This is a genomic window from Apilactobacillus kunkeei, assembly GCF_001421115.1.
In the GTDB taxonomy this organism is placed as follows: domain Bacteria; phylum Bacillota; class Bacilli; order Lactobacillales; family Lactobacillaceae; genus Apilactobacillus; species Apilactobacillus kunkeei_F.
Window position 1 is genome coordinate 227,737 of record NZ_JXCW01000001.1, and the last position, 25,645, is coordinate 253,381.

General features: G+C 41.5%; 4 protein-coding genes. 2 read left to right on the forward strand and 2 right to left on the reverse strand.

Annotated elements, in window-relative coordinates; all coding sequences use genetic code 11:
* Positions 1–38: 38 nt before the first annotated feature.
* Positions 39–647: an Lreu_0056 family protein gene (locus tag RZ55_RS01035; RefSeq protein WP_057175524.1), complete on the forward strand. Its 609-nt coding sequence runs from the start codon at positions 39–41 to the stop codon at positions 645–647.
* A 33-nt stretch (positions 648–680) separates the two neighbouring features.
* Here RZ55_RS01035 and RZ55_RS01040 read toward each other — a convergent pair whose 3' ends face one another.
* A complete protein-coding gene (locus RZ55_RS01040; protein WP_057175525.1) occupies positions 681–1,619 on the reverse strand; it encodes an alpha/beta hydrolase in 939 nt (312 codons plus the stop codon).
* A gap of 20 nt (positions 1,620–1,639) precedes the next feature.
* The gene (locus RZ55_RS01045) at positions 1,640–2,422 is read right to left on the reverse strand and encodes a tyrosine-protein phosphatase (RefSeq protein WP_057175527.1); all 783 of its coding nucleotides are present in this window, start codon (positions 2,420–2,422) and stop codon (positions 1,640–1,642) included.
* A gap of 461 nt (positions 2,423–2,883) precedes the next feature.
* Here RZ55_RS01045 and RZ55_RS01050 point away from each other — a divergent pair, with 461 nt between their 5' ends.
* The gene (locus RZ55_RS01050) at positions 2,884–25,470 is read left to right on the forward strand and encodes a DUF5776 domain-containing protein (RefSeq protein ID WP_057175528.1); all 22,587 of its coding nucleotides are present in this window, start codon (positions 2,884–2,886) and stop codon (positions 25,468–25,470) included.
* Positions 25,471–25,645 lie beyond the last annotated feature (175 nt).

A 25,645-nucleotide genomic window follows, 5' to 3' on the forward strand; every position in this document is an offset into this window, starting at 1 on the left:
AATGGTAATATTAAAAGAATAAAGGGGGGGAGCTTCAAATGTTCAAGAAAATGTTATACATAATCGGATTGGCTTCACTAGTCTCATTGGTGCTAGTGGGATGCGGAAAGAGTCAAGCTTCCAATCAATCCAGTGCACCTACAATTACTGCTAAGGACTTAGGCGACGAAAAAATTGGTATCTTAGCATACGAATGGGTTAGTAATGATCAAGCTAAGTTAGAAAAGCAAAAGACTAACAATGATTTATATTCTCACTATGATTCTGTTATTAAGAGCAAATTTAATGGAAATGATGATGGAAACGAAGAGGATTATTTCCTTAGCAGAATGTGTTATGATGGCAAAAAAGGAAATGAAAAACACAGCACTTTAACCTTTAATGGTGATGGTGTGGCTGATTTGAAATATAGTGTTGATGGAGAAAATGTTAACCTTCAATACACCGATTCTGCTCATCTAGGAGATAGACCAGAATACGAAGCACCAAGAGCTAACAAGACAGTTAGCATCGCTGAGTTGGTTAAGACTTATTACAATACTCCAAAGCAAAAGAAACACGTAGATAATTTTGCCAAATCAATTTTAACTGAAGCAGAATGGTCAAAACTATATCAAGCCGGCGACAGTGATTCAAGCGATGATTAAAAAAAGACTCAGCGAAATGCTGAGTCTTTTTGTTTAGTCAAAGTATGTGTGCAAGAAGTCTTTGATGCGCTTCTTGTATGCGACTGGGTTGACCCAGAAGCTTTCTTCATGACCTGCACCAGGAACTATCCATAGTTGTTTTGGACCGTTTGATGCGGCGTAGTTTTCATAAGACATGTAGGTAGGAACATAAATGTCGCTGTCCCCATGAATGAATAGGGTTGGTAAATCGTTTTTCTTTAACGCTTCTGTACATGATGCGTTATGCAAACGATATCCAACTTTGTACCAGTTAATCGCGCTAACCAATGGTTCGATTGGGTAAGGAGGTAAGTGGAACATGTCCTTTAATAAGTAGTTGAATTCATCACCAACATTGGTGTATCCACAATCGGCAATGATTGCTTTTACTTGTTTTGGTAAGTCTTCACCACTTAACATTGTGACAATACCGGCTCCCATACTAATACCAAACATTAGGATTTCGGCATCGTCACCAACTTTTTCAAGGACTAGCTGAATCCAACGAAGGTAGTCGATGCGGTCCTTCCACCCATAGCTAACGTACTTACCATCACTATCACCGTGGGCACGATCGTCAGGAGCTAGGACGTTAAAACCTAATTCGTGGTACATCTTAATGAAGTTGGCCATTGTCTCACGGTTACATCCAACCCCGTGGGCCATGATGATTGTTTTCTTTGTTTCTTCCTTGGCAGGAACGTATGAGGCAATCATTTTTTCGCCAGTGTCGACTTCGTTTAACACCCATTCTTCCTTAGGAATAGCGTGGAACCAATCGACATAACGGTAGTATGCGTATGCAAAACGTAATTGGCTAGTTTGTGGGACAGGTTCATCGTCCTTTCTGTTCATACCCAATTTAAATAGGTAGTTACTGAACATAAAAGCTCCTGCCCCAACTGCAGTAGACATTACACCTAAAGCAGCAGCAGCTTTTTTAAATCCCATAAAAATCACTCCAATGTTATTTAGTCTGTAAGATAAATATCCTTTAATTTAGCAATATCTGCGTCAGATAGGCCAATAAATTCATGCAAGAAGTTATTGATATTACCATATTTGTCTTTAATGGTAGCCATCGCAGCATCGAAGTATGATTCATCAACAGTGTATAAGTCGTGTAGGTTTTGACGAAGTTCGTCAGTCATACCGTATTTACTGTATTGATCGATTTTTACTTGAATGAATGGTTTCATTGCTTCTTTTGATAATAGGTAATCTTTTTTGATTGTTTCTTCATCAACGCCTAAAGCGAATAAGAAGAAAGCAGCTGATAGACCAGTGCGGTCCTTTCCTTGCGCGCAATGGAATAGTACGGCACCGTTGTCAGTGTTAGCTAATAAGGTCTTAAAAAGATTTTTAAAAGCATTTTGTGCGGATGGGCTAGTCACCATTGATTGGTATGAATTAATCATATTTTGTTTGCCGCGCTTGGCATCATCCATGTACTGTTCAGCGTATTGCTGTTCAGTCTTGTCGTGACCGCTGTTGAAGACAGGGTTAGCGATAAGCTTAATCTTGCTTGATTTCTTATCAGGTGCTTTTATTCTTTCGGTGTCAGATCTTAAGTCGACATCGAAATTAATGCCATAGTCCTCTAAAAAATCTAAATCTGAATCGGATAGTTCAGAAAGGTCACCTGAGCGCAGAACTTTATTCCATTTTACAAAACGGCCATCTTTTGTTTGGTATCCACCAAGTTCACGGAAGTTATAGCCGTTTTTAATGTCTAATAATCGTTGTTGTGACAAAATTCATACCTCCCATATTAACGCAAATATTATTTATTATATTGTAAAAGAAATTAACCAATAATGAAAGCTAGAAGAAATAATATTTTCATTGATATGACAAATGCTAAATAAATATTTATTTAGCATCTTTAGTTATAGTTACAGTAATTTTTATGTTATGATATTTCGAATAAAAATTATAAAAACATTAAAAATAGGTCGATTTAAATACATTGAAAAAGTCTTTAAAATATAGATTTTTGGCAATTTATTAGACACTATGTATTTTTTTATCGACAAATATTAAATAATTCTTCAAAACGTTTTAAATTTCTTTAAGAAGATGATAATATAATAATTATATAAAATTACCCACACTGTGCGCTTTTTAATGGAACAGCAGCGCAAAATAATATGTTTTTTGAAAAAGTTTTTAATAAAGATTTAAAACCTCGATTGAATTTGAAAGGACCATTACTATGCAATACAACAAGCAACAGTTCAACAAAGTAAAAGATAAGAAAGTAATGAAAAAAGTTAAGAAACAATGGGTTGTAGTATCCGTTGCTACCTTAGCCTTTTTGGGAACCACTGCATACACAATAGGTGGAAATAAGGCCCATGCGGACGCTAAGCCTGAAGCTAATAGTGGAAGTAATAATTCTGGAAATACAACAACTCAAAGCGCTGGATCTAACTCAAGTTCAAGTGTTTCTTTGACAGCTGCTAGTGGACAATCATCTTCTAGCAACCAAAGTAGCGGGACAAGTGCGTCTTCATCAAACAGTGGAACAGCAAGTTCTTCTAAACCAGTTGTTAATGTAGGAACTACTAATGGTCAAGCTCCTAGCTTTAACAACAATGATGATTCATCTACTTACGCTCAACAAATTCAACAAGGTTATCAAGATGCTTTCAGTGGTAAGGCTAACAACTCTGGTAGTTTAACCGGACAAGCAATTAATTACTACAATGCTGGTTATGCAGCTGCAGCCGCAGTAATGAACGATTACAACCAAAAGACTCAGGGAATTGGTACTGGTACACAAGATTACACTTACTACGGAAATACACCTAATAGAAAAGATGATGCCGGAAACGTTAAGTCACCCAGTCTAAGCTCAAGTGGAGCTAGTTTATCAAGCAATATAGCGGCAAATTCAACTACATCTAACAACTCTTCATCTGGTGCTGCGTCTAGTAATGGGAGTGGTTTTACAGGTGCATCAACTACCAATCCACAAACCGCATTAACAGATGGAACTCCGCAAAACTACAACAGTCCGGATTCCCCATACCGTGGAGGTGCTGATACTCCATATTCGGCATATACTTCTACACAAAATTACGAACAACAATTACTATCTAAGTTTTCAAATGTTAATAATGTCAGTGTTAAATCTTCGAATAGCATCGGTGCTGTAATTATTCCCCAAGTAAACGATGCGATTATTCAACAAGCACGTCAACAATATGCTAACTACGCCGGTTTGGCGAAGGCTTTTGATACTGCCACAAATATGACTTTGGCAATGCAAGGATATAATGATGCCGAATCCGGTAAGTGGGTTGGTATTGCCGCTGGCCAAGCGAGTCAAGGAAACCAAGACTTTTACATGAATTCATTCTCTGGGATTAGAAATTCATCTAATCCATATGATCAAGCTTATTTGGGTGCTAAGGACTCAATCGCTAACTCGTTTGATCAATACAATAACTTTAAGGTTAATACTGCGTTTAACCCAGTGAATACATCAAATCAATACTACAATATGGGTTACAACGATGTTGTTAACCAAGAAACTGCCAAAGGATCTGGTGTGGTATTCGTATCTAATGGTAGTCAATTCTTTAATGTCTTAACCGGTCAAACTGGAACGATGAATGCTGCTGGGGGTAATTCTGCCAATAACGTTATTAAGATTAAACTGATTGGTGACGTTGATTTAACAAACATTAAGGGAACTGGTGGCGAATACGCCAATATTAATGCTACTGGCTCATCCATTACGATTGACGGTCAAAATCATATGATGGACTTCCATGATATGGATTACACGTTCACCAACAGTAACTTTACAGATTTGTATCTACAAAATTTCCAAACCTTATACGCTGCAAACTTCTACGGACCTTTCCGTGTTGGTTCTAATGATAATATTCATTACTCCAATATTAACTACATTGGTGGACAATTGCTTAGTGCAGTCTCACAAAACGTATACTTCTCTGGAAATGTTAATGTTTTAAATCCGGTTAACTACAACAATCTAGGAAATTCGCAATACTATAACTCACCGTTTACCCAAAATGTTTTAACTGTTGGTGGGGGTAACCAACAAAACCTTGAAGTGCAAAACTTCGTTCTAGAAAACAATTCTCACTACTTTGGTAATACTTCACCAGTAATGGGTGGTAACGCCATTGAGTTGTATGGAAATATGACACTTGGTCAAAATTCTAAGATGACGCTTGCCAGTCGTGATACCGGTGGACAAGGTGAAAATGGAGTTAATGCTTCTAATATGGCAATTTACTTCCGTAGCTCATCAGCTAACTTGAATGTTGCTAAGGATGCGGTCTTAAACATTATTCCATTAGCTTCACAAACTGCTAATCGTTTATCAGGCGGTATCTACATGAATGGGGGAACTATCGTTGTCGATGGAGGTACGATTAACTTCCAAGGGTATAACGGTACTGCTGGATACTATAACCAAGCTATTGATATGCGAGGATCTTCCACAATTAAGGTTATTAATGGTGGATTGATTAAAGCGCTTGAAGCGGGATTACCACAAACAAATGGGACTTATTACACTTCTGGTGGTCGTCAGGCTACTTTATACGGTTTGATTTCTAATGAAAACACTAATGGTAACTTCTATGTTGGTAATGGTGGTAATCTGATTGCTGGACTTACCGATCAAAATGGTGGATACGTAACCCCATACTACGGTAACTTAACCATTAATGGTGTGGGTAGTGATCATGTTATTTTCTACAATAACAACACTACTAACAATACCTTCCAAACTGGTGGTAACCAAAATGGTATTAATGCATATAACGTTGGAGTGTTGGATTCTTCCAATCGTATCACGCCACTTTATTACTTTAATCTTCCTTCAGGTAGCACTACTTATAAAGGAATTGACGGTTCAGGTAATCAAGTGACTGGTAATGTTAATACCACTCAACTAGAAATTCAAAGTATTCCTGCCGTGCAATTCGTGGGGACCAGTGGCGTTTCTGTTGATAATAATGGAAACACAGTTATAACTTCATATGCTAAATTAACCAACTACAATTCAATTCTTGGTCAAAAGTTATACTACCAAGTTGGTTACTCAAATACTGATCCGCAAGGAAAGTTCAATAATCTAACAACTTATCCAAACTCATCAACACAAGATTTATATTCCAATGCCGATCCTAACTTATATACAGGTGCACTTAATGTTCCAACTAACTATGCTGGTGAAATTATTCCAGTTACTTTTGTTCTACAAAAAAGTGCAACCGGAAGCGTGAATCCACAATTTGTCGGAATGCGTCTAAAGTATGGTTTGACTAGTGTTAATAACATCGTTAACACTAGTCCATCAGCAGGAACTAATAACTACACAATTACAATCGAAGGTTACAACTCTGGTAGTAATGGACAAGTGATCGAAAATGGTGATATGGGGATTACTGCCGGTAGTACAGCTGTTCAACAAAATGGTATTGTTGATGGTTTAACTGACGCTTCTGCTGGTAACAACAACGCCAAAAATGCAGAAAGTTTCACTACCAGAACAAGTACCGACTATACAGGTGCTTACAATGATGCCCAACGTGGATACGCTGCATTTAATAAGAATGCACCATTATCATTGGATGATTTAAAACAAACTGCTGGATTTAGTTCTGCTGTTAATCCGGTTGCCTACATCCAAGGTTACCAAAAGGCGGCATATGATGCCGGTGTTAGTGACGCTCATTTCGGGATTACTAGTCCACAATTACAAAATATTCCTGGATATCAAGATGGTGTAAACCAATATAACCAAGCATACCTAGTAGGACTAGATCCAAGTAAGGCATCACTTCCATTATCAACTCTTCAATCACAATATGGACTTGCTTCAACGTACCTAGGAATTCCAGCATCAGCTACAACAACTGGTCTATCTGATGCCCAAGGTGCACTTTCATTCGTTCAAGATGAAAGAAATGCGATTATTAACAGTACATCCGGTGGATACGGAACGGTTCTATCAAACCCAACGCAAAAGAATGCTTATTTGGATGCGGAAGCGGGTTATTTCAATGCGGTTAAAAACGTATCAAACCCTACCGCTGCTAATCCAAATCCAAATGCAAGTAAGGCTGAACAAGCCGGTTTCCAATACGGACAATCATTGATTAACGGTGCGCTAGCTAAGCAAAGACCAACGGTTGTAAACCCATCTGCTGGTATTTACAACTTAGCGGCCGCTCAATCAGCATATGATGCTGTTCAAGCAGCTTTAATTCACTCTGTTTCTAACATTTCATCAGAATCAAGCACTACTAGTCATGGTGCTTTATCCGATGATTCATATGTAGGGGACAAGACTGTATACAAGAGTATCAAGTATGGATACTACAAGGCGGCTCAAGGTCAAACCGACATTAGTTTGAACTCATCTGAAACAGAATCAAAACTAGATTTACTTGAAGAAGTTGGATACATCCTATACGTTCAACCAAAGGCTTACGAACAAGGTGCCCAAACATTCAACAACAAGCAAGCTAATACAGCTGCTAACAACCCATACAACAACTCAACAATTGGTCAACAATCATTTAACAGTGGTTTCTCAGATGCCCAAACCGCTTTCAACCAAGGTCAATCTGATGGTCTAAACACTGTTAAGAATAGTGCTAACCCACAAAACGTATCTAACCAAGCTGCTACAATTCCAGCTAGCTATCAAAACGATGGAAACCTATCTTCTTCATACAACACCGGATACAAGGGTGCTGTTGATGGATACAAGGATGGGGTCTCATCAACTACTGGATCAAGTGCCAACAACAATTCTACTGGTGCTAATGCCAACTATGAAACTTCATACCAAAATGGTAATGCGCAAGGTAGACAACAAGCAGGGGCTAATGACTACGTCAACAACACTGTTAGTCAAACTGTTGCCAATAGTGATACCAACTATGCTACTGGGGTAGATACAGCTGCCAAGGGTCACAAGGATGGTTATACTGCTGCTTCTAACCAACCTGGAAATCAAAATATTACTACGAACAACACTGATAAGACCTATGTAACTGGTTTTAACACTGGGGTTAGTGACGAACGTTCTGATGCAACCAAGAGTAGCGATGCTCAAGCATTTGCTCAAGGTGCACAGGACTACACTTACAACTTACCTAAGTCTGTAAGTGGTCATGATGGATATTACATCGCATACTACAGTCAAGGTTACGATGCCGCTAGACAAGGTCTATTGGATGCGCGTGATGGTAAAAACCAAAGTCTACCAACCTTTACACCTTCAGCTAACAAGGCTGATCCAACATACGTAAACAGTAGTACAATTGTTGCTCAATTCACTACTAGCCTACAAAATGCATACAAGTTGGGTTATAGTTCATTCAACAATGGCAGTACCCAAAACGATGCGACAACTGGATTCAGTGATTCAAACAATGCACTAGCTAATAACCAATCTGCACTAACTGCTAACGATAGTAATAAATCTGTAGCTTACAATGTTGCTGCCGATATCTTTAACGCTCAACTAGCATCATTGGAAAACACTAGCTACACTAACAAACAAAGTACCAGTGGTACTTTGTACACAGACTTGCAAACTTGGTTTGACACTAAGGCACAAACTGATTACCAAAGTGGTGAAAACATTGCCAAGAAGACAACTGTTGCACCAACTGCAGGTAACACTCAACCACAAATTTCATTTGGATTCCTACAAGCTGGTTTCAACGACTTAACTAATGGATACAATGGAACAACTGGAAACTCTGTTAACACCAAATCTCAAGGTTACGTTGATGGTGTAAAACAACAACAAAACTTAAACACAGGGATTAATACTGCTAAGACATCAGTTCAAAACAACACACCAAGTGATCCAGATCAATTGGATGCCTACAATGGTACCATGGCTGGATACATGGATGTTGCTACTGGTTCAACCACTGGTTCTAAGACAATTACTTCCCAATACGACAAGGTCTTCGTTGATGCATATAACAAGGCTTATTCAGATGGCGCTAGTCTAGCCAACGAAGCATTGCAACAATTGAGTCAAAACCAATCAGCAACTGATGCAACACTAAACGCAGATGGAGCTAAGAACGTTGCTTACACGGCAGCATACAACCAAGTGATGGATGGATACCATTCAGTTCTTGGCATGACTACTGGATCAACTCCTACTTCAAATGCTAACTATCAACAAGGTCAAACAGTTGGTCATACCTTCATGAATGACTACAACGCTGCCGAAGCCAAGAGTAATCCAAAGGTATCTGATTCAACATCACAAACTTACCATGGTGTTGTTGATGCATTGAACAACGCTTCTGCAAACGGAACTATCCAACCAATCACAAGTAGTTCCAATGGAACACTTTACATTGACGGATACAACCGTGCCGTGGCAGATATCAACAAGGCTTCTGCAGATGCTGTTAGAGACTTCGATAATGGGGTGCAACCAAACCCAGGTCAAGAAACTACAGCAGCCATTCAAGCTGGTTACACTCAAGCTTACCAAGCATTAACTACTGGATTTAAGCAAGGATTGAGTAATCCAAACTCATCTGCTCCAGCTAACACTAATGCTGCAGCTGGTTTTGCAAACGGTAAAGCAACAGCTAAGGGATATGCTGACGCCATTAAGGACTTTAACAATGGTAGTAACAACCCTAACGCCAACACTGAACCAGGTTATTCAGACACTATGAATGCGTTGCTTGATGCTCAAAAGAAACAACGTAATAACAACAACACAACCACTGTTTATGGATTGGCTTACTCACAAGCTTTAGGTGCTAACGATGGTTTGACTGCTGTTAAGAACAATTCTTCAACTAGTGACATTCCAACCAACGTTCCAAGTGCTGTTAACCCATTCGCATACCAAGATGGTTACCAAGGATCTGTTGATGGTTACAAGGATGGTTCTGCATCTACTGAAGGAACATCTACCAACAATAGTGCTGCACAAGCTAACAACCCAATTTACCAAAATGCTTACAAGCAAGGTAATACAGCTGGTCGTCTTCAAGCTGGTGCCAATGACTACACCAACGGTACTGTTAGCCAAGCTGAACAACAAAAAGATAGTAACTACGCAACTGGGGTATCAATTGCCGAAAATGGTTATCAAGATGGTGCTAGTGGTGTCACTAAGCAAGGTCAAGATAAACCATATACAACAGGTAATACTCAAGGTATCCAATCAGCCGATGGGGTAAAACAAGCCCAAGCGCTAAACAGTACAGATAATGGACTATCAGGTGACTCCAAGAGTGCTTATTACGGTGTTAAGGACGCTTACGCATACGTTGCTAATCCAAATATTCAAAACTCACAATTACCTTCATACGGTGTGAGTGGAATTAACACCCAATCAAATGCCTACCAAGCAGCTTTTGCTACCGCCAAGGCAAAGGCATTATCAGATGAAGCACAAGGGGTTGCTACATTCCAAGCTAGCCAACAAAATAATTACGACACAACTTCAGATAATGCAACTGTTGATACTAAGGCAATGAGCAATGGTTACAACCAAGCTCAAAAGGGTTACAGTGCATCAACCACAAATACGTTTGATACTACCAACAATAGTGCATCATACAAAGCTGGTAACACTATGTACAACGATATTCAAGCTGGTATTAACGATGCTAAGGCTAACCCAACTCTAGGTGCTAATTACACTGGTTCAGCTGTAAGAGTTGCTGCCTACGATGGTACTGCCGGAGCCTTTAATGATGTTTTGAAGAACACACCAAACGCTTCTGCAACACCACTAAGTCGTGATGCTAACCAATCCAAAGCGTACGTGGATGCATATAACAGATCAAGAGATATCGCAATCCAAGATGGTGCTAATGGTGCTTTGGCATACGTTAGAGGTCAAAGCCCAGCTACTGGTAACGATGCCGATTCACAAGCGTTTAACTATGGATACGGTCGTGCTCAAACTGGATTTAGCGATTCCAAGACCATCCAATCACCTCAGGCATCCGATTCTGCATACATGACAGGTTACAATGCATACCAATCTGAATTACTTGGAAATACCGATGCTAAAAGTGGTAATCAAAATAATTTTAATATTGCAATCGATAAAAACTCATATAATGATGCACTTAATGCGTACACAGCAGCATATACAGACTTGAGTAAGAATCCAGATAACCCTAACAATCCTAATATGACTGGAAAATCACCAGCTTATGCTGATGCATATTCAGCTGCAAAAACATACCTACAAAGTCAATACCAACAAGGGGTAGCACAATTCCCTCAAGGAATTGCTAAAGGAACTGGATATAACACAATTGGATTAGGGAGTTCTCAAGCCGTTCAAATGCTAATTAATGGATACACTGATGCAAGACAAGGTTATACAGACGCCTTGAGTGGTGAACAAGCCGCAACAACCATCACAACCAGTGGTGCTCAATCAGGTTTCCAAGAAGGTCAACAACTATTAGGTGCGGTTAATGATGTTGCCAACAATGGTAAGCTAACCAACCCCGGTGGAGACCCAATCTATAGTCTAGCCTTCACTGCGGCACTAAAAGCCAAGGATGCTGTCGATGCAAACCCAGATGTATCTAACGTGGTTCCATCTTCTAATCTAAATGCTTCAAATAATGTTTATGCATCTGCATACACCAACGCGGTTAATGCAATGCAAATTAACTACCAAAACGGTGTTCAACAATACCTAAGTAGTCAAGCTGCACCTGCTAACGCAACTTATGAATACACCATGGGTTACAATGATGCTAAACAAAGTTTCGAAGACGCCATTGTTCGTGGTCAATCTTCATCAACTAAGAAGACTACTGAAGCTATCAATGCGTTTAACGAAGGTCAAAAGGCATTGCAAGGTTACAACGATGCCGTTTCAACTGGTCAAATGAACTACCCAACTGGAACTGATCAAAACCAAATTGACGCTAACAATGGTGCATCTCAAGCACTTACTGACATTAGTAATGGTCTTGCTAACAACGATTCTGCATACACTTCAAACAGTAATGCATTCAAGTTGGCTTACGCTAAGGTAAAACAAGCAGCACAAACTGCTTACGACAATGGTGCTAGTGGCTATGTCAATGGTGACAACAACACTAATGCTACGGATCCAATTTCCAAGGTTCAAAGTGCAGGTTACGCTGCTGCTAAACAAGGTCATGACTTGCAACAAGCTGGTCAAACATTAACTGAAGCTCAAAAGAACAACTCAGCTCTAAACACTGGTTTCAATGATTCTAAGTCAGGAAACGAAGGATTAGCCGCAGCTGGTAGCAATACCACTCCAAACATGACTAACTGGACTCAACCACAAAAAGATGGTTACCAAGGTACTGTCGATGCTTACGCTAACGGTCAATCAGACGGTCAAATGCCTGATTTAACTGGTAAGAGTCAAGCATACAAGGATGCATACACTACTTCTTATAATGATGCTAAGCAAAAGGCTACCCAAGGGGCCAACGCTGCATTGACTGGCCAACCAGTGGATCAAACTGGCTGGACTCAAAAGCAAAAGGATGCCTATACAACTGGTGTTACTAACGCCAACAATGCGTACAAGCAAAACCAAGACAACGTCAATGCAACCAACCCATACTCTGCGGGTAGTGATGGTTCAGAATCATTCGATGGAGCCAAAGCTGGTTTTGCTGACGGTACTAATGGTGGACAAACTTCACTAGACGGTAAGTCAGACGTATTCAAGGCTGCCTATAACAAGGCTCAACAAGAAGCTAAACAAAATGCTCAAGCCGGTATCGATGAATTTACTGCTAACAAGAGTAATACTGCCAACGCAACCGCAACCGACGCTAAGAACGTAGCTCACAATGATGGTTACACCCAAGCTCAAGCCGGATACAACGGTCAAACTGGTCCTGGTATCAATACCAATGATCCAGCATACAAGGCAGGTCAACAACTACGTACTGATGAAAACACCGGTGTTTCAGCAGCTCAACAAGCAACTGGCAGTGATGACAAGTCATTCACTCCAGCCAATGCTTCTCAAAAGGCTGCTTACGATGCCGCGTTAGCTGGTATCACAGCTGGTGCTAATAACAACAATAACGGTCAAAGTGTCCCTGAAGGAGACTCTGCTCAAGCCAAGGCATACACTGATGCATATAACCAAGCTCATGCACTAGGTATGCAAAAGGCTGCTGACGGTGCGAACGCATTTAATGCAGGTCAAGCAGATAATTCCGATAAGAGTTTGGCTGGTCAAGCTCAAAGCCAAGGGTACAAGGATGCTCAAAGTGGTCACGATGCCGCTGTTAAGAACCAAACACCAACTGAAGCACAAAAGAACAATCCATCATTCATGGCAGGATACAATGCTGCTCAATCTGCTCGTACAGGTCTATCTGACATTGAAAAGGGTGCCACAACCCCAACTAGCCACGCTGATAACAGTGCGTACACCCAAGCTCAACAAGCTTACAAGGATGCAAGTGATTCAATTGCTGCTAACCCAGACAACCCAGCACCAACTACTAATACTTCACCTGCATATCAAGAAATCTACAAGCAAGCCCAAGCTGACTTGAAGAATAACTACGATTCAGGTAAGCAACAATTCATGGATGCTCAATCAAGTGCTAACACTAGTGGCGCTTCATCCGACCAAGGTAAGGGTAGAATTAGCCAAGGTTACGCTGATGCTCAAGCTGGTTTCAATGCTGCGATTAACGGTCAAAACATTACTAATCCAAACGATGCGCAAAAAGCAGGGATGGACGCTGCTAAGACAGTAACTGACACTGTTAAGGCTTCAGTGGTTGGTTCATACAAGAACAGTAGTGACCCAGTTGCTCAAGCAGCCAACAGCGCAACTCAATCGGCACACAATGATTTACTAAGCGACCCAGATCATGCTGATGTATCAACTGATCCAATCATCGCTAATAACCCTGTAAAGGCGGCTGCTTACAAGCAAGCACAAGTTCAATACAAGGCTAACTACGATGCCGGAACTAATGCATACTTGAATAACACTACTGAACCTAGTGATGATCTAGGTAAGAAGGGTTACCAAGAAGCAAATGATGGATTCACTGCTGGTTTCAGCGGTCAAACATCAATTGCTAACCAACACAGTGCAGCCCAAAGCGGACTATCCGCTGGTGAACAAGCACTTGCTGGTTACAACAATGCATTATCTCTAAAGGATGAAAATGCGAATGCGCCACAAGTCGAAAAAGATGGTAACAACGGTGCCAAACAAGCATTTGCTGATGCTAAGAACAATACTTCAATGAGTGCCAGCGACCTTGCTAAAGAACCGGTAGCCTTCCAAGCTGCCTACAACAAGGCCAAAGAAATTGCTCAACAAGCCATCACAGACGGTGCGACGGCATTCGCAAGTGGTCAAGTTCGTCCAACAGTGACTGACGCCATCACAGATGCCCAAGCTAAGGCTTACGATGATGCACGTTCTGGATACGATGCTGCCAAGACTGGTGCAACGTTGACCCAAGAACAAAAGAACAACCCATCATTCATGGCTGGGGTAAAGGCATATCAAGATGCACAAACCGGTCGTACTTTATTTAATGAAGGAAAATCATTACCAGGTGATGCAACTACAGCTGAAAATCTAGCTTACAACGCCACTAAGGACGCTTATACAGCTGGTGCAAGTGATCAACCACAAAGAAGTGATTTGAATCAACAACCTGGTATTTACCAAGATGAATATTCAGATTCTTATGCAGATGCTCAACAAAAGGCCCAATCAGGTGCTAGTGAAGCATTTGGTAACTCAACTTCTAAGGTAGATCAAAGCACTTGGACCCAAGCTCAAAAAGATGCTTACAACACTGGTAAGGCGAACGCCGAAGCTGGTTTCGATAAGACTAAGCAAGACGTTACCGCTCAAAATAACTACCCAACTGGTAGTAACTCCGGTGAAGCATTTGATGGTGCTAAGGCTGGTTTCTCAGACGGTAAGTCTGGTGCAACCACTGACCTAACTAACAAGACTCAAACATTCATTAACGCATACAATGCTGCTAAGCAAGAAGCACAACAAGCTGCCAAAGCGGGTGCTGATCAATTCAACGCTCAACAAAGTGACTCTGCTGATGCTAATGCCAAGGATGCGCTAAGTGTTGCTCACGTTAATGGTTACACCCAAGCTCAAAACGGTTACAACGCTCAAAACAATAACACTGTTGATAATGGTAACAAGGACACTTCTTACCAATCAGGTGTGCAAACTGCCAAGGACGTTGCCAAGGGTTCTGCCGACGCTTTAACTGATCCAAGTAAGAAGGATTCATACAACTCTGGTTCAGCTGCTCAAGATGCTGCCTACAAGGCGACCGTTAATGGTTACCTAGACGGTAGTAACGGCAATAACGATAACGCAACAACTACTGACCCTAGTCAAGCTAAGGCTTACAACGATGCATACCAAGCTGCTAAGCAAAAGGGTGAACAAGCCGCAACCACTGGAGCTAGCTCATACATTGCTGGTAATACTAAACCAACTGGTAATTCAGCCGAAAGTCTTGCTCAACAAAAGGGTTACCAAGATGCAACAGATGGATACAATGCTGCAACCAACAAAGATGCAACAATTCCAACTAACGCAACTGATGCCTACAAGACTGGTTTCAATGCCAATAAGTCTGGTCAAGCCGGAATCAACGACATCGAAAATGGTACAACTACTGCAAACGTTGTCGATTCTGCTTCATACAACAAGGCTCAAAAGGCATACGATGATGCTTCTAAGGCAATCAGTTCCAACCCAGATTCACCAGCAACTGCTAGTGATAGTTCACCTGTATACAAAACTGCTTATACTAAGGCCGTTAACGACTTGAAGCAAAACTACCAAAATGGTACTAACCAATTCGTTAACGGTAGCAACTCTGCTGACACTTCAGGTGCTAAATCAAATCAAGCTAAGACGCAAATTGAACAAGGTTACGCTGATGTTCAACGTGGTTTCAACGACAAGATTGATGGAAAGACAACTAACAACGCCAATGACACTACCCAAAAGGGTGCCGACATGGCACAAAAGGTTATCGATTCCGTCAACGGTGTCGCAACCGACAACGTCTCAAGCAGCAATGATCCAATTGTTCAAACCGCCAACAGTGCAGCTGGACAAGCAAAACAAGATCTACAAAATGATCCAGATCATTCAACTATTTCAGACGACGCAAGCATTCAAAACAACCCAATCAAGGCAGCTGCTTACAAGGTTGCTGTTAACCAAATGCATCAACAATACGCAGATGGTTCAAGCGACTACTTGAACAACCAAACCAAGCCAAGCACTGATTTAGGTAATCAAGGATACAATGACGCACAAGCTGGTTTTGCTGCCGGATTCAATGGTACAAGCGTTCCTAACGAACACAGTGCTACTAAGGCTGGTCAAACAGCTGGACAATCTGCATTGTCAGGTTACCAAGAAGCACTATCAAACAAGAAGGATACTTCAGGCGATGCAATGCAACAACAAGCTAACTCTGCTGCCCTTCAAGCATTTGATGATGCTAAGAACCTAAAGACAACTGATATCTCTAAAGAACCAGTTGTTGCATACCAATTGGCATACCAAAAGGCACAACAAGATGCTGCTGTTGCAACTACTAGTGGTGCGACAGCATTTGCTAACGGTGAAACCAGACCAACTGGTGACGATGCGCTAAGTCAAGTTAAGCAAGCAGCTTACGACTACGCTAAGTCAGGTTATGAAGCTGCTAGAGACGGCAAGATTACCGATGATGATAAGAAGAATCCATCATTTATGGCCGGGGTTGATGCATACAACCAATCAATTAAGGGACACGACGCATATGTAAATGGTGAAAAATTACCAGATGATGCTAGTGCTGCTGAAAAGGCTGGTTATACTGCTGCCCAAGATGCTTACTCAAGTGGTAAGAATGACATCGCTAAGCCAAGTGATCTAGGCAGCAAACCAGAAGCATACCAAGACGTTTACAACAATGCTTATGCCGATGCCCAAGCTAAGGCAACAATCGGTGCTTCTGAAGCATTCAATAATACTACTCCAGTTAGCCAGGATGGTTGGACTCAAGCTCAAAAGACTGCTTATGCAGCAGGTAAGCAAAACGCAATTGCTGCTTACAATGACACTAAGTCCGACAACACCAAGGCTAATCCAAATGCTACTGGAACAGATGCTGCACAATCATTTGATGGGGCTAAGGCTGGTTTTGCTGCTGGATCAACAGGAATCACTCCTGAGCTATCAGGCAAGTCCAACACATTCTTAAATGCCTTCAACAAGGCTAAGAATGAAGCTAGTGCTGCTGCTAACGATGGCCTTAAGGAATACGAAGCAGGTAAAAGTGATTCTGCTACTGCTTCAAACGACTCATTAAACCAAGCTCACAAGGCTGGTTATCAAGCTGTATCAGATGGTTACCAAGCTCAAAAAGCTGGTAACGCTGATAATAATAACCAAAACGTTAATTACCAAGCAGGTATCAACTTAGCTAAGCAATTAGCAAATGGTACTAACGATGCCACAACTAACCCAAGCAATAATGGTAATGAATACAAGAGTACTCCTGCTCAAGAAGCCGCATACCAAGCAACATTGAACGGTTACAAGGATGGTGCCAATGGTAACTCTAATAACCAAACACCAACTGACGCAAGTCAATCAGTGGTTTACAACGATGCTTATGCTGCTGCTAAGCAACAAGCTCAAATGGATGCTGCAACTGGTGCTAGTGACTTTAACAAGGGACTAGACAAACCATACGGTGCAGACTCTCATTCAATCGCTCAAGCGAAGGGTTACCAAGATGCTAGTGATGGATATCAATTAGCTAAGAACAATAACGTTGCCTCATTACCAAGTGGTGCAACTACTGCTTACGTATCCGGATACAACGCATACAAGTCAAGTCAAGCTGGTCTAAACGATGTTGAAAACAATACCACTACCGACCATGTCGACAACGACGCATATGCTAAGGCGCAAAAGGCATACACAGATGCAAGTAATGCAATTGCCGCTAACCCTGACAAACCACAAACATCTCAATACAAAGACCCAGCTTACGTTGATGCTTACAACAAGGCCGTATCTGATTTACAAGCTAACTACCAAACTGGTCAACAACAATTTGATAGTGGTAAGAACGTTGCAGATACTACTGGCGTAACTTCACAACAAGCTAAGGATCGTTTGGCCCAAGGTTATTCTGATACCAAGGCAGGATTCGATTCAGTTGTTAACAACACACCAATCAGTAATCCAAATGCTGCTCAAAAAGATGGTATTAAGTCAGCTAAGACTGTTCAAGATGCCGTTAGTGGAATCGTAAACAGTAATACTGACAGCAATAACCAAGACCCTGTCTACACTAGTGCTACTCAAGCAGCACAACAAGCTAAGACAGACTTGGTTGATAATCCAGGACACAGTACCAACTCTGATGATCCAACAATCCAAAACAATCCAATTAAGAAGGCTGCTTACAAGCAAGCCATCCAAGCAATGCAAGTTCAATACAATGAAGGTGCAAACGCGTTTGTATCTAACCAAACAGAACCAAGCGACAAGCTAGGTCAAGATGGTTACCAAGATGCACAACAAGGATTTAACACTGGATTTGCTGGTACTAAGGTTTCAGATAACGCCGATAGTGGAATCCAAACTGGTAACAAGTACGGACTATCCGCATTGAATGGTTACCAAGATGCCTACAACGGTGTTTCAAACAGCAATACTGACGATGCTCCAAGAAATGATGCTAACAAGGCTGCTCTACAAGCTTTCGACGATGCCAAGACTGGTAATGTCACTGATCTATCTGACAAGTCATTGGCTTACCAAAGTGCATACAAGAAGGCACAAGGGGATGCTAAACAAGCACTTATCCAAGGTGCTAAAACATTTGCTGATGGAAACACTAGTCCAGCCGTAACCAACGCCCCAAGTGGTGTTGCTGCTAAAGCATATGCCGACGCGGTGGATGGTTACAAGGCTGCACAAGCCGGTGGTAATTACACTGATGAACAAAAGTCTAACCCACAATTTATGGTTGGGGTTAATGCTTATAACGACATGGTTTCAGGTCGTCAATTGTTCACCAGCGGTGGTCAACTAACTGGTAACGAATCAGCATCTGAAAAAGCTGGATACCTCGCCGCACAAGCTGCGTTTGTTGCTGGTAAGAACGACGAACCAAAGGATTCAACTTTGGCTAACAAGTCAGTTCAATACCAAGATGCATACAACAATGCTTACGACAACGCTAAACAAATTGCTACAAGTGGTGCCAACGATGCATATGCAACTAATCCATCAACAGATACTTCAAAACTATCTTCAACTGAATTAGATGCTTACAATGCCGGTAAGCAAAATGCTAAAACTGCATACAATGCAATCAAGGGTGACACTACAACTGCTAACAACAACATTGTTGATAGTGACGCTTACAACTCATTTGAAGGTGCTAAGGCTGGATTTGCTGCTGGTAAGACTGGTAACGACACTTCATTAGATGGTAAGTCAACTGCATACATCAACGCATACAAGAGTGCGAAGAACGAAGCTGCTCAAGCTTCAGCAGAAGGACTTGCAGAATTTGCTGCCGGAAAACCTGACACAGCTACCAATTCAAATGATGCACTAAATGTGGCTCACAAGAATGCGTTTGATCAAGCAACTGATGGATACAATGCTCAAGTTAATGGTCAAATTAACCAAAACAACAACGATAAGTCATACTTATCTGGTGTGCAAACTGCTAGTGATATGCAAACTGGATACAACGATGCTTTGACTAATCCAAATCGTTCAGTTTACAACGGTACTGCTGCTCAAGAGGCTGCATACCATGCCACTGCAAATGGTTTCCATGATGGAAGTTACGGTACTAACAACTCAACACCTACCGATGCAACTCAAGCTAAGGCTTATGCTGATGCATACAACAAGGCATTGAGTGCTGGTCAAGCAGCTGCATTAGCTGGTGCAACTACTTATAACAGTGGAAGTGCTAAGACTGATGACAACAGTGCGACTGGTCAAGCAGCTCAAAAGGGTTATGATGATGCTAAACAAGGTCATGATGACGCAATGAACAATGTTCAAGCGCCAAGCAACCCTAGTGCCGCATATCAATCAGGTGCTCAAGCTGTTGCAGATGGTAAGAGTGGTGACAACGACTTTAACGGTCAAAAGGATGCCAACGCTAACTACACATCAGGTAACATTAATGTGCAAACTGGTCATGATGGTGCTAAAGATGGTTACCTAGACGCAGTTCAAGGCAACACCAAGAAGAGTTTTGACACTAGTTCTAACAAGACTCAAGCATACCAAGACCAATACAGTGCCGAATACGACAAGGCATTGGCTAAGGCATCACTTGGTGCCCAAAACCAATTCACTAACAGTAACCAAGACATGACTAATTGGACTCAAGCAGATAAGAATGCTTACCAAGCTGGTCAATCTAGTGCATCACAGGGTTACAATGAAGCGCGTCAAAATCCAGATAACACCACCCACACTGGTAACACTAATGTGGATGAAAGTTTCAAGGGTGCGGCTGCCGCATTTAACGACGTGAAGAATGGTGAAGAAGGACAAAATGGTACTTCTGATGCCAGTCCTGTCTACCAAGACGCTTACCAAGTTGCATTGAATGCTGCTAAACAAGTAGCTAACAATGGGGCAACTAGTTTTGGTAATGGCCAAGACCTAGCCACTCAAGTTGCTAAATTAGGTAACAACCAAGCTGACAAGAACGCCTTTACTAAGGGTTACAACGATGCTCAAGCAGCTTATGCTCAAGCTCAACAAACTCCTAGTCAAGCTAGTCCATACGCGACCGGAACTAACAGTAACTTGGTATTCGAAGCCGCTCAAAACGCATTTAGAGATGTGAAGAACGGCGAAGCGGGTGCCCAAGCTAACAAGAGTTCTGATCCTGCATACGTTGCTGCTTACCAACGTGCTTTAAACGAAGCTCAACCGGTAGCAACCAACGGGGCTAGTGGATTCAGTAATGGACTCAACCTACAACAACAACTTGAATCATTTGGTAACAACCAAGCTCAAAAGGACGCTTACACCAAGGGTTACAACGATGCACAAACTGCTTACGGCCAAGCATTGCAAAATGCTAATGACAACGCCGACCACAACACATCATCAAATGGTGATGAAACTTATCGTGGTGCAGCTGCTGCATTATTAGATGTTAAGAACGGAACTGCTGGTCTACACGCAAACACAGAACAATCAGCACCATATCAAGCTGCATACGCTAAGGCATTGGCTCAAGCCCAAGCTCAATCTAATGCCGGTGCGACTGCATTTGGTAACAATGCCGACCTTAACAGCGCACTTGGTCAATTTGGTAATAACCAAGCATTAAGCGATACCTTTGCCAAAGGTTACAACGATGCGAGTGCTGGATACACCGACGCACAAAAGGATGCTAATATGAGTTCAACTCATAGCACCAATGGTGATAAGGATGAGGTTTACCGTGGAGCTGCCGATGCATTCAACGCGGTATCTCGTGGTGAAACCCCAACTCCTGATGCATCACAAACTAATGCTGCTTACCTCGCTGCATTCAGTCGTGCGAAGGATCAAGCACTACAAATCGCCAAAGACGCTGCAGTTGGTTTCAACAAGGGAACTGCTCAACAAGACTTGCTAAGTGCACAAGGCGACAACAAGGCATTACAAAATGCTGTCAGTCGTGGATACACTGATGCACAATTGGCATACAGTCAAGCTGAAGCACAGCCTGACACAACTACCCATCAAACTAATAGCAATACCGACAAGACATTCTATGGTGCTTCATTAGCATTTAACGATGTTAAGAACGGTAACGATGGTAATAGTCGTCCTGCTGATAGTGATGTTGTTGCTCAAAGTGCTTACGACAAGGCCTTGAGTTACGCTCAAGGTGTTGCTAAGAACGGTAGTGACTCATTCATCAAGGGTGCTAGTCTTGATAACACTGTTAATAGCGCGGGTGCTAACCAAGCCGATAAGGATGCAATCACTAAGGGTTACAATGATGCTCAAACTGCTTACGCAGAAGCTCAACAAAACCCAAGTGAAAACAACCCATATGCTGCTAACACTAATAGCAACCTAGTCTTTGCCGCTGTTGCGAATGCAATTGCTGATGTGAAGGCTAACAGCGTTGGTGCTCAAGCTAATGCTTCAACCGATAAGGTATATGTAGATGCATATCAACGTGCATTGAACGAAGCACAACCTCAAGCAACCAATGGTGCTACTGGCTTCGGTCAAGGTGTTAACCTTGCAGATGAACTTGCTAAGTTTGGTAACAACCAGGTTAAAAAGGATGCCTACACTAGAGGTTACAGCGATGCCCAAACTGCATATGCTCAAGCACTTCAAAATGCTAATGATGGTAGTGACCATGCAAGTTCAAGCAACGGTGATGAAGTCTACCGTGGGGCAGCAGCCGCATTGCAAGATGTTAAGAATGGTCATGCTGGTCAAAATGCAAATGCAGAACAATCAGCACCATTCAGAGCTGCTTACGCTAAGGCATTGCAAGAAGCTCAAGCTCAAGCTAATGCCGGTGCTACAGCATTCGGTAACAATGCCGACCTTAACAATTCACTAGGTCAATTCGGTAACAACCAAGCATTGAAGGATGTCTTCACTACTGGTTACACCGATGCCAACAACGGTTTCAATGCCGCTCAACAAGATGCATCTAAGGCTGACAATCATAAGACATCAAGCAATGAAGATGTGGCATACGTCGGAGCTGCTGACGCGTTTAACGCTGTTGCCCAAGATAAGAATGCTACTCCAGACGCATCACAAACTAACCCAGCATACGTTTCATCATTTAACCGTGCCAAAGCATTGGCTAACCAACTTGCCCAAACTGGTGCCGTTGGATTTAACCAAGGCAAATCACAAGCTGACTTGCTTGCTTCTCAAGGTGATAACAACACTCTTAAGAATGAAATTAGCCGTGGTTACACTGATGCCCAAACTGCATACGGTCAAGCCAAGAGCAAACCAGATACTGAAAGCAGACAATCTGATACTAATGCTGATCAAACCTTCCATGGTTCATCACTTGCATTTAACGATGTTAAGTTAGGTCAACTAGGTAGCAGTCGTCCAGCTGACAGTGATGTCGTAGCACAAAGTGCTTACGATAAGGCTTTAGCTGAAGCAATTGAAATCCTAAGAACTGGTATCACTGGTTACCTAAGTGATAGTCAATTGAGTGACCTATTAGACCGTGTTGGTGACAACCAATCTGATAGGGATGCAATTACCAAGGGTTACAACGATGCTCAAAAGGCATACACCCAAGCACAACAAAACCCAGATCAAAACAGTCCATACACTGCAAACAGTACAAACGACTTGGTATTCAAGGCTGTTGTTAATGCAATTAACGACGTTAAGAGCGGAAACGATGGAGCACAAGCTAAGGCTTCTAACGATATCGTTTACATCGACGCATATCAAAAGGCTCTACAAACTGCTCAACCAGAAACTACCAACGGTGCGACTGGATTTGGTAATGATGTCAACTTGAATGATCAATTGGCAACGTTTGGAGATAACCAATCTCAACGTGCTGCTTACTCTAAGGGTTACAGCGATGCACAAAATGGTTACAACCTTGCATTGCAAAATGCAAACGATGGTGTCAACCATACAACTAACTCAAATGAAGACACTGTTTACCGTGGGGCAGCCGCTGCACTTAATGACATTAAGAATGGAAACCCTGGGCAATATGCAAATGCTGAACAAGGTGCTCCATACAAGGCTGCTTACGCTAAGGCATTGGCTTACGCAAGTCAAATTGCTAAGAACGCGGGTGTTACTTACCTACAAAATGGCTCATTGAATGATTCATTAGGTCAATTTGGTGGTAACCAATCCGTTAAGGATGTCTTTACCAAGGGTTACAACGACGCCAAGGTTGGTATCGAATTAGTACAATTAGGTACTGATCAATTGGCAAGTCACACTAACGGTAACAATGTGGACAATACTTACCGTGGTTCTGTATTGGCATTGATTGATATTAATTCAAACCGTCCAAACAATCATCTAAGTGATAGTAACGACCCAGTCTTCGTTGCTGCTTACCAACGTGAAGCACAAATCGCTCAACAAGCTGCTAACAATGGTGCTAAGGCATACACCGAAGGATTGACTGAATCTGCTGCAATTAACAAGTACTCAGCAACACCTGAAGATGCTGCCGCAATTAAGATGGGTTACGAACAATCACAATCTGGTTACAATGACGGAAATCAGGCTAATGCACAATCCAAGTCAGATAATCCATATTACCAAGTTGGTTTCACCTACGCTGATTCTGCTTACAAGGGTTACCAAGCTGCTCAAAGTAATGGTAAACAAAGCACAACTGGTAACGTTGCTACTGACGATGCATATCAAGCTACAATTGCTGCTAGTGCGGATGCTAATAAGGGTATTAAACAAGATGTTAGTGGTAAGTCATTGGCTTACCAAGCAACTTACCAACGTGCTTATGATTACTTCTTGGCCAAGAAGAAAGCCGCACAAGAAAGCGACTTCTCTAAGGTATCTAAGAAGTACTACAAGAAGAATTACAAGTTGTACAGAGTTTCTAACAAACATGGTGCAAGAATGTATATGAGTCCTAAGTTTACCAAGCATAACTGGATTACTACATTGCAACATGGTGATCTAATCAAGGTTATCAAGATTGTTAGATACGGTAAGACAACTAGACTATACGTTGGTCACGGTGAATACGTCACTGGTAACAAGGATTACGTTGTTGCAACTCAATTAGCCAAGGCCGATAAGAAGAAGACTACTAAGAAGGTTAAAAAGACAACCAAGAAGAAGGTTGTTAAGAAGGTAACTCCAGTAATTAAGACAAAACCAGCTAAGAAGAAGGTAGTCAAGAAGACTGAAACAACTAAGAAACCAACTGTAGTTAAGAAGCATAAGACCAAGGCAAAGCAAACATCAATTAAGCAAATTCATAAGAAGATCCATAAGAAGGTAGTTACACCAGTTGTTAAGAAACAACAAACTATTAACAACCCAGGCTACTCTGTAACATTGACTCCAACGAAGGTAAGTCGTTACTACAGAAAGAACTACACTGAATTCAGACTTCAAAAGGATGCTTTGATTCATACAAGTAAGAACTTTACTGACCGCAACTGGGTATCAACGCTTCGTCGTGGCGATATCATTAGAGTTGAAAAGGTTGTTAAGTTCCATGGAATCACCAGATTCTACATTGGAAAAGGTCGTTACGTAACAAGTAACAAGTCATTTGTGATTGATGAGAAGACTTACGAACAACGTAAGGCCACTCAAGATGCCAAGAAGTACAAGGCATCACACAAATCACTTCCAAAGAACCTGTCAGATCATAGCGATGCTTATGTCGTCGCTTACTTGAAGGAATTCTACCGTGGCAGCAATGCTAAGGTTACATTCCGCCGTAAGAAGACTGATACTAATTCAAAGACTACTTCAAACAAGCAAGTAAGTCGTTACTACCATGAGAACCATAAGAAGTTCAGGGTGGTAGCTAAGAATGGTATTAGAATTCACACTGATTTGAAATTTAACGGTAAGAACTGGACTGCCAAGTTACAACAAGGTAATGTGGTTAAAGTTCAAAAGGTAGTTAAATATTACGGAATTACCAGACTATATGTTGGTAAAAACGAATATATAACAGCTAATACCGCGTTTGTTCAAAAGGATAATAATTAAGGATTACTAACCTTGATTAAATAGATAAAAAGGGCACTCATCACAATTATGAGTGGCCTTTTTTTGTTGGATTTTTTCGAAAATATTAAGAAAAGTTAAAGAAAATATTAAGATTTTTATTCTCAATTAAAATAGTTTTAAAAAAACATTAAGAGTGGTATCATGATTAGGACGA

What these genes read in the sequence shown, in the direction of transcription:
- RZ55_RS01035 (WP_057175524.1), top strand. Translation starts at nt 39, where the DNA reads ATGTTCAAGAAAATGTTATACATAATCGGATTGGCTTCACTAGTCTCA.
- RZ55_RS01040 (WP_057175525.1), bottom strand. Translation starts at nt 1,619, where the DNA reads ATGGGATTTAAAAAAGCTGCTGCTGCTTTAGGTGTAATGTCTACTGCA.
- RZ55_RS01050 (WP_057175528.1), top strand. Translation starts at nt 2,884, where the DNA reads ATGCAATACAACAAGCAACAGTTCAACAAAGTAAAAGATAAGAAAGTA.